The following is a 13443-nucleotide window of genomic DNA, read 5'->3' on the forward strand; positions in this document are numbered from 1 at the left end:
CCGTCACATGAAAGATTTGGTGAAAGTACTCAAATCGCAGTCTCAGTCCGAAGAGTTTGACGCGATCAAGATTACCCTGGCGTCGCCGGACATGATTCGCTCCTGGTCGTTTGGCGAGGTGAAGAAGCCTGAGACCATCAACTACCGTACCTTTAAACCGGAGCGGGACGGCCTGTTCTGCGCCAAGATTTTTGGCCCGGTAAAAGACTACGAGTGCCTGTGCGGCAAGTATAAGCGCATGAAGCACCGCGGCATTATTTGCGAAAAGTGTGGCGTTGAAGTGACCAAAGCCGCCGTGCGCCGTGAGCGCATGGGGCACATCGAGCTTGCCTCGCCGGTAGCGCACATTTGGTTCCTGAAGTCACTGCCGTCGCGTATCGGCATGTTCCTTGATATGACCCTGCGTGATATCGAGCGCGTGCTGTATTTCGAAAGCTTTGTCGTTATCGATCCAGGCATGACCACGCTTGAGCGTGGTCAGCTGATGAACGACGAGCAGTACTTTGAAGCGTTGGAAGAGTTCGGCGACGACTTCGATGCCCGCATGGGTGCCGAAGCCGTTCAAGAGCTGCTTAAAGATATCGATCTTGAAGAAGAGATTAACCATCTGCGTGAAGAAATTCCGCAGACTAACTCCGAAACCAAGATCAAGAAGCTCTCCAAGCGCCTGAAGCTGCTTGAAGCGTTCTACCACTCTGGCAATGCGCCGGCGTGGATGGTCATGGAAGTGCTGCCCGTGTTGCCGCCGGATCTGCGTCCGCTGGTACCGCTGGACGGTGGCCGCTTCGCGACCTCCGATCTCAACGACCTTTACCGTCGTGTGATCAACCGTAACAACCGCCTGAAGCGTCTGCTTGACCTCAATGCGCCGGATATTATCGTGCGCAACGAGAAGCGTATGCTGCAGGAAGCGGTCGATGCACTGCTGGATAACGGTCGTCGTGGCCGCGCGATCACGGGCTCTAACAAGCGCCCGCTGAAATCGCTAGCTGACATGATCAAAGGTAAGCAGGGTCGTTTCCGTCAGAACCTGTTGGGTAAGCGCGTCGACTACTCGGGCCGTTCGGTAATTACCGTAGGTCCGACGCTGCGTCTGCACCAGTGTGGTCTGCCGAAGAAGATGGCGCTTGAGCTGTTCAAGCCGTTTATCTACTCCAAGCTGCAGTCGCTGGGCTACGCCTCTACGATCAAAGCCGCCAAGAAGATGGTCGAGCGCGAGCTGCCGGAAGTGTGGGACATTCTTGCCGATGTTATCCGCGAGCACCCGGTACTGCTTAACCGTGCACCCACGCTTCACCGTCTGGGTATCCAGGCGTTTGAGCCGCTGCTGATCGAAGGTAAGGCCATTCAGCTGCACCCGCTGGTATGTGCTGCCTACAACGCCGACTTTGACGGTGACCAGATGGCGGTACACGTACCGCTGACGCTGGAAGCCCAGCTCGAAGCGCGTGCGCTGATGATGGCGACCAACAACGTGCTGTCGCCCGCTAACGGCGAGCCGATCATCGTACCGTCGCAAGACGTTGTTCTGGGTCTGTATTATATGACCCGCGAAAAGATCAACGCCAAAGGCGAAGGCATGGTGTTCTCTGACCTCAACGAGGTTGAGCGCGCTTTTGGTACCCAGGCAGTATCGCTACACGCCCGGGTTAAAGTACGTCTGGACGAAATTGATATCGAAGAAGAGAGTGGCGCGCGTAGCTTCCACCGCCGTATTTACGATACGACGGTAGGCCGCGCACTGCTGTTCCGCATTCTTCCCGAAGGTGTACCCTTCGAGCTGATCGATCAGCCGATGAAGAAGAAGGCGATCTCCAGCCTGATCAACGAAGTCTATCGTCGTGCCGGCCTCAAGCCGACCGTCATCTTCGCTGACCAGCTGATGTATACCGGTTTCCGTCTGGCGACCTGGTCGGGTGCCTCTATCGGTGTTAACGACTTCGTTATCCCCGAAGCAAAAACTGAAATCGTTGACGCGGCGGAAGCCGAAGTTAAAGAGATCGAAGACCAGTTCTCTTCTGGCCTGGTAACAGCGGGTGAGAAGTACAACAAGGTTATCGATATCTGGTCCAAGGCCAACGATAAAGTCGCCAAGGCGATGATGGTGGGTATCTCTAAAGAGACCGTCATCGATCGTGATGGTAACGAAGTTGAGCAGGATTCGTTCAACAGCGTCTTCATCATGGCCGACTCCGGTGCCCGTGGTAGTGCCGCCCAGATCCGCCAGTTGGCGGGTATGCGTGGCCTGATGGCCAAGCCGGACGGCTCGATCATCGAAACGCCGATTGTCGCCAACTTCCGTGAAGGTCTGAACGTGCTTCAGTACTTCATATCGACCCACGGTGCACGTAAAGGTCTTGCGGATACGGCCCTGAAAACCGCCAACTCCGGTTACCTTACGCGTCGCTTGGTAGACGTAGCGCAAGACTTGGTCATCACCGAAGTCGACTGTGGCACCGAAAATGGCCTGACCCTGCACCCGATCATCGAAGGCGGCGACATTATCGTACCGCTTTCCCAGCGCGTGCTGGGTCGTGTGGTCGCTCAGGATGTGGTTCATCCTGGCAGCGGTGACGTATTGATCGCTAAAGGTACCCTGCTTGACGAGAAGTGGTGTGCCGAGCTCGATACCATGGGTGTCGACGAGATCATCGTGCGCTCTACGATTACCTGTGAGACCGCACACGGTGTGTGTGCCTCCTGTTACGGCCGTGACTTGGCCCGTGGCCATCAGGTCAATATCGGTGAAGCCGTCGGCGTTATCGCCGCACAGTCCATCGGTGAGCCGGGTACCCAGCTGACCATGCGTACCTTCCACATTGGTGGTGCGGCATCGCGTTCGTCTGCTGTGGATAGCGTACAAGTGAAGCACGGCGGTAAGGTTCGTCTGCACAACATCAAGCACGTTGAGCGTGCTGACGGCAAGTTGGTCGTGGTATCCCGTTCTAGCGCCCTGGCCGTTGCTGACGACCATGGCCGTGAGCGTGAGTACTACAAGCTGCCTTACGGTGCTGAACTTTCTGTACGTGACGGCGACGTGGTCGATGCCGGTGCAACGGTCGCTAAATGGGACCCGCACACTCACCCGATCGTTGCTGAAGTAGAAGGTAAGGCGCAGTTCATCGATCTCGACGAAGGTGTCACCATGCACCGTAGCGTCGATGAGATGACCGGCCTCTCCTCTATTGAGGTGATCGAGTCCGCAGCACGTCCCATGGCAGGTCGCGATAAGCGCCCAATGGTTATGCTGCAAGACAACGCGGGCGAGTATGTCTCTGTATCGGGCTCTAATACCCCGGTGCAGTACTTGCTGCCAGGCAACTCGATTATTTCGGTCGACGATGGCGTGACTATCGGAGTGGGTGAAGTGGTTGCCCGTATCCCGGTTGAAGCCTCGGCAAACAAAGACATCACCGGTGGTCTGCCACGGGTTGCTGACTTGTTCGAAGCGCGTAAGCCGAAAGAGTCCTCAATCCTGGCCGAGATCAGCGGTGTGATCAGCTTCGGTAAAGAGACCAAAGGTAAGCGTCGTCTGACCATTACCCCGGAATCTGGCGATCCGTTTGAGGCGCTGATTCCGAAATGGCGTCAAATCGCCGTCTTCGAAGGCGAAACTGTCGAGAAGGGCGAGGTGATTTCAGATGGCCCGAGCAATCCTCACGATATCCTGCGCTTGCTGGGTGTTGAGGAACTCGCCAAGTACATCACTGCCGAAGTGCAAGACGTTTATCGTCTGCAGGGTGTAGGCATCAACGACAAGCACATCGAAGTTATTGTGCGTCAGATGCTACGCAAGGTAGAGCTTACTGATTCAGGCGACTCTGACTTCATCACCGGCGACCAGGCTGAGCTTGTGCGTGTGTTGGAACAGAACGAACGCCTTGAAAAAGAGAAAAAATTCCCGGCCAAGTATCAGCGTATGCTGCTGGGTATCACCAAGGCCAGCTTGGCCACCGAGTCGTTCATTTCCGCGGCCTCCTTCCAGGAGACAACCCGCGTACTGACCGAAGCAGCGGTGACCGGCAAGCGCGATTACCTGCGCGGCCTAAAAGAAAACGTGGTGGTTGGTCGCCTGATACCGGCAGGTACGGGCTTGACTCACCACGCAGAGCGTCGTCGCAAGCGCGAAGACGTTGAGCAACTGTTCAATCCTTCGGCTACCGAAGTCGAACAGGAGCTGGGTGCTCAGTTGACCGCTCTCGATTCTGATGACGAGCTGTAGGTCGGGTACCAAAAGCAGTAGGTAATATGAGTAAGTAAAACGAGTAGCTGACCTGAAAAGCGTCACCTTGCCGGTAAAACCTCCGGCAAGACTTGACGTGACCTAGGGTCAGCCTTTAGAATGCGCAGCCTTTAACAGTGGGGTGGGTGCGCCCGCATCCGCTGCATGTATTTGTTAAAAGGCCAAGGCAACCATTGGAGTCAGCTAAACACCATGGCAACGATTAATCAGCTAGTGCGCAAGCCGCGCAAGCGCCCCGTCACCAAGAGTGACGTGCCAGCGCTGCAGGCCTGCCCGCAAAAACGTGGCGTTTGTACGCGCGTTTACACTACCACCCCGAAGAAGCCTAACTCGGCTCTGCGTAAGGTTTGCCGTGTGCGCCTTACCAACGGCTTTGAAGTGTCTTCTTACATTGGTGGTGAAGGTCACAACCTTCAAGAACACTCTGTCGTTTTGATTCGCGGCGGTCGTGTAAAGGATTTGCCAGGTGTGCGTTACCACACCGTTCGTGGCGCCCTTGACACCTCTGGCGTTCAAAATCGTCGTCAGGGTCGTTCTAAATACGGTACTAAGCGTCCGAAGTCCTAATAAACAAATCCTAAGGGATAGGTTTTTGGAATAGGTCAGCTGTACGGCGTGATCCTGGCAGCAGGGCGTGCCGAGTAGCGATTATCACGAATTTGACGGTCTGATAAGAGTAAGGTCGGGCGGCGCTTGTCGTATTTGAAGTTCGTACACAGGCTGCATTAGTTCCGGGTTTACCTGAAAGATCCTTAATTGAGGGCTTATCATGCCTAGAAGAAGAGTAGTAGCTAAACGCGAGATTCTGCCGGATCCTAAGTTCGGAAGTGAGCGTCTCGCGAAGTTCATGAACCACCTGATGGTCAGCGGCAAGAAGTCCATAGCTGAGCGTATCGTCTACGGTGCGTTGGACAAGGTTGCCGAGCGTAGTAAAGAAGATCCGCTGGAGATCTTCGACAAAGCGCTGGAAGCCATCCAGCCAATGGTCGAAGTGAAGTCGCGCCGCGTTGGTGGTGCGACCTATCAGGTGCCGGTTGAAGTACGTCCGTCTCGCCGTCAAGCGCTGGCAATGCGCTGGCTGGTAGACGCGGCGCGTCGTCGCGGTGAGAAAACCATGGTGCAGCGTCTGGCGGGTGAAATGCTGGATGCCGCTGAAGGTAAAGGTTCTGCCGTTAAGAAGCGCGAAGACGTGCATCGTATGGCAGAAGCCAACAAGGCCTTCTCGCACTACCGTTTCTAAGATCGGCGTTTCTGAGTACGGCGTTTTTAAGTACGGCTTTATGGTTTTTATATGCACGTTGTTCAGCATGGCGAAGTGTTTGCTGAGTCGCGTCGTTGCAATACCCAACCGCTACCCTCAAGGGGTAGCGGCGGTCGCATAAGCCTCGCTTGCATACGCCGCTAAATTAACGAGCATCGCCAACAAACGGGAGTTTCACCGTGGCACGCAAGACTCCACTAAATCGTTACCGTAATATCGGTATCGTCGCTCACGTCGACGCGGGTAAAACCACGACGACTGAGCGTGTACTGTTCTACACCGGCCTTTCCCACAAAGTGGGCGAAGTGCACGACGGTGCTGCGACCATGGACTGGATGGAGCAGGAGCAGGAGCGTGGTATTACTATCACCTCCGCTGCTACGACCTGTTTCTGGCAGGGCATGAACAAGCAGTTTCCTGAGCACCGCATTAATATTATCGACACCCCAGGGCACGTTGACTTCACCATCGAAGTTGAGCGTTCGCTGCGCGTACTTGATGGCGCGGTTGTTGTACTGTGTGGCTCTTCCGGCGTTCAGCCGCAGACCGAAACCGTATGGCGCCAAGCTAACAAGTACGAAGTGCCGCGCATGGTATTCGTCAACAAGATGGACCGTACTGGCGCTGATTTCTTCATGGTTGTTGAGCAGTTGAAAGAGCGCCTAGGTGCCAAAGCTGTGCCGATCCAGATTAACTGGGGCACAGAAGAGGACTTTAAAGGCGTTATCGACCTTATTCAGATGAAAGCCATCCTGTGGGATGAAGAAAGTCTGGGTATGACTTATGACCTCGTGGATATTCCTGCTGAGCTACAAGAAACGGCAGAAAAGTACCGCGAAGAAATGGTCGAAGCAGCTGCCGAAGGCTCTGACGAGCTGATGGAGAAGTACCTTGAAGGCGGCGAGCTAACGATTGAAGAGATCAAGGCCGGTCTGCGTGCGCGCACCCTGGCTAACGATATCGTTCTGGTTACCTGTGGTTCTGCGTTTAAGAACAAAGGTGTTCAAGCAGTGCTGGATGGCGTTATCGAATTCATGCCTTCGCCGACAGAAGTTAAGGCGATCGAGGGTGAGCTCGACGATAAAGACGGCACCGTTGATACTCGTGAAGCTGATGACAGTGCACCGTTTGCGGCCTTGGCGTTTAAAATCGCCACCGACCCCTTCGTTGGTACACTGACCTTTATCCGCGTCTACTCCGGGGTTCTGAAATCTGGTGACGGTGTATATAACTCCGTTAAGCAGAAGAAAGAGCGCGTTGGTCGTATCGTTCAGATGCACGCCAACTCTCGTGAAGAGATCAAAGAGGTTCTGGCAGGCGACATCGCTGCTTGTATCGGCCTGAAAGACGTCACCACTGGTGATACCCTGTGCGATATCGATAACAAGATTGTTCTCGAGCGCATGGAGTTCCCGGATCCGGTTATCTCGGTTGCCGTAGAGCCTAAGTCTAAGGCGGACCAAGAGAAGATGGGTGTTGCATTGGGCAAGCTTGCTCAAGAAGACCCTTCGTTCCAGGTCAAAACCGACGAAGAAACCGGCCAGACGATTATTTCTGGTATGGGTGAGCTTCACCTGGATATCCTCGTTGACCGTATGCGTCGCGAGTTTAAAGTTGAAGCCAATATCGGCAAGCCTCAGGTTGCCTACCGCGAAACTATTCGCGGCAGCATTGAGCAAGAAGGCAAGTTCGTACGTCAGTCCGGTGGTCGTGGTCAGTACGGTCACGTTTGGCTACGTATCGAGCCGCTGACTAAAGAAGAAAAGGGTGAAGGCGACGAAGAGATCTTCTTCAAATTCAACTCTGAGATCGTAGGTGGCGCGGTTCCTAAGGAATACGTTCCTGCGGTTGAGAAGGGTGCTTACGAGCAGCTTAAAAACGGCGTTATCGCGGGTTACCCGATGATCGACGTTAAAGTATCGCTGTTCGACGGCTCCTTCCACGACGTGGACTCCAACGAGACTGCGTTTAAGATTGCTTCTTCTATGGCAGTAAAAGAAGGTGCCAGGAAGGCCAAGGCCGTGCTGCTGGAGCCGGTGATGAAGGTCGAAATCGTGACCCCCGAAGAGTTTATGGGTGACGTCATGGGCGACCTGAGCCGTCGTCGCGGCCTGGTGCAGGGTATGGATGACTCCTCTTCTGGTAAAGTCATTCGTGCAACGGTGCCACTGGGCGAGATGTTCGGTTATGCAACCGATCTGCGCTCACAGACCCAGGGCCGTGCGAGCTACTCCATGGAGTTCTCGAAGTACGACGAGGCGCCCTCCAGCGTCGTTGAAGCCGTCATCAATCAAAACGGTTAACCGTTAGCAACGTAAAGAGGTTATAGCAGTGGCTAAGGAAAAATTTGAACGTTCCAAACCGCACGTCAACGTCGGCACCATCGGTCACGTCGACCACGGTAAAACGACTCTGACTGCGGCCCTAACCCGCGTGTCTGCTGAGGTTTTCGGCGGCGACTGGCGTGAGTTTGATACCATCGATAACGCTCCTGAAGAGCGCGAGCGCGGTATCACCATCGCTACTTCACACGTGGAATATCAGTCTGAAGAGCGTCACTACGCTCACGTTGACTGCCCAGGACACGCTGACTACGTCAAGAACATGATCACCGGTGCTGCGCAGATGGACGGCGCGATCCTGGTATGTTCTGCCGCAGATGGCCCGATGCCGCAAACTCGCGAGCACATCCTGCTGTCTCGTCAGGTTGGCGTACCGTTCATCGTTGTGTTCCTGAACAAAGCGGACATGGTCGATGACGAAGAGCTGCTCGAGCTGGTAGAAATGGAAGTTCGCGAACTTCTAGACCAGTACGACTTCCCTGGCGACGACACTCCGATCATCACTGGTTCTGCGCTGATGGCGCTGAACGGTGAAGATGACAAGGGCATGGGTACTACTGCCGTTGCTAATCTGATCAAAGCTCTGGATGAGTACATCCCCGAGCCGGAGCGTGCGATCGACCAGCCGTTCCTGATGCCGATCGAAGACGTGTTCTCTATCTCTGGCCGCGGTACTGTTGTTACCGGTCGTGTAGAGCGCGGCATCGTTAAAGCGGGCGAAGAAGTGGAAATCGTGGGTATCCGCGACACCACCAAAACGATCGTTACCGGTGTTGAAATGTTCCGTAAACTGCTCGACGAAGGTCGTGCTGGTGAGAACGTTGGCGCCCTGCTGCGTGGTACTAAGCGTGATGACGTCGAGCGTGGCCAAGTACTGGCCAAGCCGGGCACCATCAACCCGCATACTACCTTCGAAGCAGAAGTTTACGTACTGTCCAAAGAAGAAGGTGGTCGTCACACGCCTTTCTTCAAGGGCTACCGTCCTCAGTTCTACTTCCGTACCACCGACGTAACCGGTACTTGTGAACTGCCGGAAGGCGTTGAAATGGTCATGCCGGGTGACAACGTTCAGATGGTTGTTACCTTGATCGCTCCGATCGCAATGGACGAAGGCTTGCGCTTCGCTATTCGTGAAGGCGGCCGTACTGTCGGTGCTGGCGTTGTGGCCAAAATCGTCAAGTAAGCAGCATGCTTGAATGATGAAGGGGGCTCTGATGAGCCCCCTTTTCTGCGCACCAACAGCAAATGTTTGACATGGGCTTTTGGCGTGCCTATAATGCGCATCCTTTGAATGCGTGGGTAGACGGCTCGCGCCGTCGACATCCATTGGAGTTTAGGGCAAATGCAGAACCAAAAGATTCGCATTCGGTTGAAAGCTTTCGACCATCGCCTGATCGACCAGTCTACAGCGGAGATTGTTGAAACCGCTAAGCGTACTGGTGCTCAGGTTCGTGGACCGATTCCGCTGCCGACCAACCGCGAGCGTTACACCATCCTGATCTCGCCGCACGTCAATAAAGATGCGCGTGACCAGTATGAGATTCGTACGCACAAGCGTGTGCTCGACATTGTTGAGCCGACCGAAAAAACTGTTGATGCTTTGATGAAGCTTGATCTCGCCGCAGGCGTAGACGTGCAAATCAAACTCAACTAATTACACTAGTCACTTTGCGGCCCAGCGCTCATCGCTCTTTGTAAAGAGTTAGCATGAGCAGCAGCCGCCGCGCCGTGAGGCGCCACACAATGTGCTAGTGGAATGCTCTGGAAAGGGCAGCCATAGCGGGTGATAGCCCCGTACACTATAGGAGACTGAGTATGACTATCGGTTTAGTCGGTAAAAAGGCCGGGATGACCCGTGTCTTTACCGAAGACGGCGCGTCTGTGCCCGTAACCGTTATTGAAGTTGATCCTAATCGTGTTACACGCGTTAAATCTGTCGAATCTGACGGTTACGCAGCGATTCAGGTCACATCTGGCTCTCGCAAAGCTAAGCACCTCACCAAAGCGCAAGCTGGTCAGTTTGCCAAGGCGGGTGTTGAAGCTGGTCGTGCACTGATGGAATTTCGTCTTGCAGAAGGCGAAGAGATTCCTGAAGTGGGCGGCGAAATCACCGTATCCCTCTTCGAAGCTGGTCAAATGGTTGACGTGACTGGCACCTCTAAGGGTAAAGGCTTCCAGGGTGCTGTTAAGCGCTGGAACTTCCGTACCCAAGATATGACTCACGGTAACTCTCTGTCGCATCGCGCGCCGGGTTCTATCGGCATGTGTCAGACTCCGGGTCGCGTTTTCAAAGGCAAAAAGATGGCCGGTCAAATGGGTAACGCCCGTTGCACCGTGCAGAGCCTTGAGATCGTCCGTGTCGACGCCGAGCGTAACCTGCTGCTGATTAAAGGCGCCGTACCGGGTGCTCCCGGTAGTGACGTTATCGTTCGCAGCGCCGTGAAAGCAGGCTGAAGGGGATAATTACCAATGAATCTGAATCTTGCTGCAGGCACGGGTACCGTTGAAGTAGCCGACGCCACTTTTGGCAAAGAATTCAACGAAGCGCTCGTTCACCAGGTTGTCACTGCCTATTTGGCGGCTGGTCGTCAGGGAACCCGCGCACAAAAGAGTCGTTCCGACGTTCGTGGCGGTGGTAAGAAGCCGTGGCGTCAGAAAGGCACCGGTCGCGCACGTGCCGGTACCATCCGCTCTCCGCTATGGCGTAGTGGTGGCGTAACCTTCGCGGCGCGTCCGCAAGACTACACCCAGAAGGTTAACCGCAAGATGTACCGTGCAGCGATGCGCTCCATCTTGTCAGAGCTGGTACGTCAAGAGCGTTTAGTCGCGATTGAAGAGTTCGTCGTCGATGCGCCTAAGACCAAGCAGGTAGCTGCCAAGCTGAAAGAGCTCAACCTTGAAAAAGTGTTGATCGTCACTGAAGAAGTTGACGAGAAGCTCTATTTGGCCGCACGCAACCTTCCCCACGTTGACGTGGTGGATGTCGCGGCAGCTGACCCGGTAAGCCTGGTAGCCTTTGATAAGGTCCTGATTACCGTCTCCGCCCTGCGTAAATTCGAGGAGAAGCTGGCATGAACCAGGAACGCGTATTTAAGGTTCTGCTTGGGCCGCACGTGACCGAAAAGGCCGCAATGGCAGCCGAGCGCAACCAGTACGTTTTCAAGGTGGCATCTGATGCTACCAAGCCCGAGATCAAAAAGGCCGTTGAAGCACTCTTCGGCAAAAAGGTCGGTAGTGTTCAGGTACTGAACATGAAGGGTAAAACAAAACGTACTGCGAACGGCGTTGGCCTGCGTAAGGGTTACCGCAAAGCGTATGTGACCCTGGCTGCGGGTGAAACGCTCGAAGACTTCTCTGGCGCCGAATAAGGGCAGGAGTACGGATAATGGCAATCGTCAAGACCAAACCCACTTCCGCCGGTCGTCGCCACGTCGTCAAGATCGTTGGCGAGGAACTGTTTAAAGGCCGTGCTTATGCACCGCTTTTGGAAAAACAGTCCAAGTCCGGCGGCCGGAATAACTACGGTCGTATCACCACCCGCCACGTGGGCGGTGGTCATCGTCACCACTATCGGTTGATCGATTTCAAGCGCACCAAAGATGGCATTCCTGCCACCGTTGAGCGCCTGGAGCACGATCCCAATCGCAGTGCGCACATTGCGCTGCTGAAGTATGCCGATGGTGAGCGTCGTTACATCATTGCACCGAAAGGTGTCAGCGCGGGTGACGTGCTGGAATCTGGTGTTAACGCGTCAATCAAAAAAGGCAATGCCTTGCCGCTGCGTAACGTCCCGTTGGGTTCTACGGTGCACTGCATCGAACTCAAGCCGGGTAAAGGTGCGCAGATTGCTCGCAGTGCCGGTACAAGCGCCCAGCTGGTTGCTCGTGAAGGTAACTATGCCACCCTGCGTCTTCGCTCTGGCGAAATGCGTAAAGTGTTGGCCGAGTGCCGCGCGACATTGGGTGAAGTGAGCAACTCTGAGCACAGCCTGCGTCAACTTGGCAAGGCCGGTGCGAAGCGCTGGAGAGGCGTGCGTCCGACTGTTCGCGGTGTCGCGATGAACCCAGTCGATCACCCGCACGGTGGTGGCGAAGGCCGCACCAGTGGTGGTCGTCACCCGGTATCCCCATGGGGCGTGCCGACTAAGGGTCACAAGACGCGTAAGAACAAGCGCACCGACAAGCTGATCATTCGTCGTCGTAATAAGACGCGTTGATCTAAATTGCCAAGACATTAAGAGGTAACGGCTGTGCCACGTTCACTAAAGAAAGGTCCCTTCATTGACCTTCATCTTTTGAAGAAGGTAGAGGCTGCAGTGGAGAAGAACGATCGCAAACCGATCAAGACTTGGTCGCGTCGTTCTATGATCCTGCCCAATATGGTAGGCCTCACTATCGCGGTCCATAATGGTCGCCAACACGTCCCGGTGCATGTATCCGAGGAAATGGTTGGCCACAAATTGGGCGAATTCGCTGCTACCCGCACTTATCGCGGGCATGCGGCGGATAAAAAAGCCAAACGGTAAGCCAGAGAGGATTGAGAGATGGAAGTCACAGCTAAGCTGTTTGGCGCTCGTTTATCCGCCCAGAAGGCCCGTTTGGTGGCTGACCAGGTGCGCGGTAAACCTGTCGCCGAGGCACTCGACCTGCTGACCTTCTCACCGAAGAAGGCTGCCAAGCTGGTTAAGAAGGTGCTGCAATCCGCGATTGCGAATGCGGAAGAAAATAACGGCATGGATATTGACGAGCTGCGTGTCTCGACCATCTGCGTCGATGAGGGCATGACGCTCAAGCGTATCAAGCCGCGTGCCAAGGGGCGTGCGGATCGTATCTTGAAGCGCACGTGCCACATCACCGTCAAGGTAGCCGAGAAGTAGGAGTCGACCGATGGGTCAGAAAGTCAATCCAACAGGCATTCGACTGGGCATCGTCAAAGACCATGCTTCTGTCTGGTATGCTGAGCGCGGCGCTTACGCCGATAAGCTCAATAACGATCTCGAAGTGCGTAGCTTCCTGGAAGAGCGTCTTAAAAGCGCCTCTGTTAGCCGCATCCACATCGAGCGTCCGGCGAACAATGCCCGCATCACCATTCACACTGCCCGTCCGGGTATCGTGATTGGTAAGAAAGGTGAAGATGTCGACCGTTTGCGTCGCGATCTTACCCAGATGATGGGTGTTCCCGTGCATGTGAACATCGAAGAAGTTCGCAAGCCGGAGCTGGATGCCAAGCTAGTCGCTGCTAACGTAGCGGGTCAGCTTGAGCGTCGCGTGATGTTCCGTCGTGCTATGAAGCGCGCGGTACAGAACGCAATGCGTCTTGGCGCTGGTGGCATCAAGATACAGCTGTCAGGTCGTCTTGGTGGCGCTGAAATCGCACGTACCGAATGGTACCGCGAAGGTCGCGTTCCGCTGCACACGTTGCGTGCGGATATCGACTACGCCACTTACGAAGCTCACACCACCTATGGCGTTATCGGCGTCAAAGTGTGGATCTTCAAGGGTGAAATCCTCGGCGGTATCGAGGAAGTACGTGCCAAGGCGAAACAACAGCCTGCCGGCAACGCGCCCAAGAAGAAAGGTTCCAGGTAAGGGGAGAGC

At 55.0% G+C, this 13443-nt stretch carries 13 protein-coding genes; all 13 read left to right on the top strand.

Translation table 11 applies throughout. The annotated features are described in order from the left end of the window. Positions 1 to 7: 7 nt before the first annotated feature. Positions 8 to 4222 (top strand): DNA-directed RNA polymerase subunit beta', encoded by a 4215-nt coding sequence (rpoC, locus tag QHL1GM_RS13825; RefSeq protein ID WP_071694999.1) that lies wholly within the window; start codon positions 8 to 10, stop codon positions 4220 to 4222. Between the two features lie 213 nt (positions 4223 to 4435). Further along, positions 4436 to 4810, top strand: a complete 375-nt coding sequence (rpsL, locus tag QHL1GM_RS13830; RefSeq protein ID WP_008959173.1) for a 30S ribosomal protein S12 — start codon at positions 4436 to 4438, stop codon at positions 4808 to 4810. A 202-nt stretch (positions 4811 to 5012) separates the two neighbouring features. Continuing rightward, entirely contained in the window at positions 5013 to 5483 is a 471-nt protein-coding gene (gene rpsG / locus QHL1GM_RS13835; protein WP_009288145.1) for a 30S ribosomal protein S7, read from the top strand. A 200-nt stretch (positions 5484 to 5683) separates the two neighbouring features. Beyond that, on the top strand, positions 5684 to 7807 hold the full coding sequence (fusA, locus tag QHL1GM_RS13840; RefSeq protein WP_071695000.1) for an elongation factor G: 2124 nt from the start codon (positions 5684 to 5686) through the stop codon (positions 7805 to 7807). Between the two features lie 28 nt (positions 7808 to 7835). Beyond that, positions 7836 to 9029, top strand: a complete 1194-nt coding sequence (tuf, locus tag QHL1GM_RS13845; RefSeq protein ID WP_064235089.1) for an elongation factor Tu — start codon at positions 7836 to 7838, stop codon at positions 9027 to 9029. A gap of 159 nt (positions 9030 to 9188) precedes the next feature. Continuing rightward, on the top strand, positions 9189 to 9500 hold the full coding sequence (gene rpsJ / locus QHL1GM_RS13850) for a 30S ribosomal protein S10 (protein WP_007112007.1): 312 nt from the start codon (positions 9189 to 9191) through the stop codon (positions 9498 to 9500). A gap of 161 nt (positions 9501 to 9661) precedes the next feature. After that, positions 9662 to 10300, top strand: coding sequence for a 50S ribosomal protein L3 (gene rplC, locus QHL1GM_RS13855; RefSeq protein ID WP_035582685.1), 639 nt, complete (start codon positions 9662 to 9664; stop codon positions 10298 to 10300). Between the two features lie 15 nt (positions 10301 to 10315). Then, a complete protein-coding gene (rplD, locus tag QHL1GM_RS13860) occupies positions 10316 to 10921 on the top strand; it encodes a 50S ribosomal protein L4 (protein WP_071695001.1) in 606 nt (201 codons plus the stop codon). After that, a complete protein-coding gene (gene rplW, locus QHL1GM_RS13865) occupies positions 10918 to 11214 on the top strand; it encodes a 50S ribosomal protein L23 (RefSeq protein WP_008959167.1) in 297 nt (98 codons plus the stop codon). Before rplD ends, rplW begins: the two co-directional genes overlap by 4 nt. 17 nt (positions 11215 to 11231) lie before the next feature. Then, positions 11232 to 12062: a 50S ribosomal protein L2 gene (gene rplB, locus QHL1GM_RS13870; RefSeq protein WP_008959166.1), complete on the top strand. Its 831-nt coding sequence runs from the start codon at positions 11232 to 11234 to the stop codon at positions 12060 to 12062. 33 nt (positions 12063 to 12095) lie between these two features. After that, positions 12096 to 12371, top strand: a complete 276-nt coding sequence (gene rpsS / locus QHL1GM_RS13875) for a 30S ribosomal protein S19 (protein ID WP_009098993.1) — start codon at positions 12096 to 12098, stop codon at positions 12369 to 12371. An 18-nt stretch (positions 12372 to 12389) separates the two neighbouring features. Continuing rightward, positions 12390 to 12722, top strand: coding sequence for a 50S ribosomal protein L22 (rplV, locus tag QHL1GM_RS13880; protein ID WP_071695002.1), 333 nt, complete (start codon positions 12390 to 12392; stop codon positions 12720 to 12722). 10 nt (positions 12723 to 12732) lie between these two features. After that, a complete protein-coding gene (gene rpsC / locus QHL1GM_RS13885) occupies positions 12733 to 13434 on the top strand; it encodes a 30S ribosomal protein S3 (RefSeq protein WP_009288141.1) in 702 nt (233 codons plus the stop codon). The last annotated feature ends 9 nt before the right edge of the window (positions 13435 to 13443 follow it).

Source organism: Halomonas sp. QHL1 (assembly GCF_001882345.1).
Classification (GTDB): Bacteria; Pseudomonadota; Gammaproteobacteria; order Pseudomonadales; family Halomonadaceae; genus Vreelandella.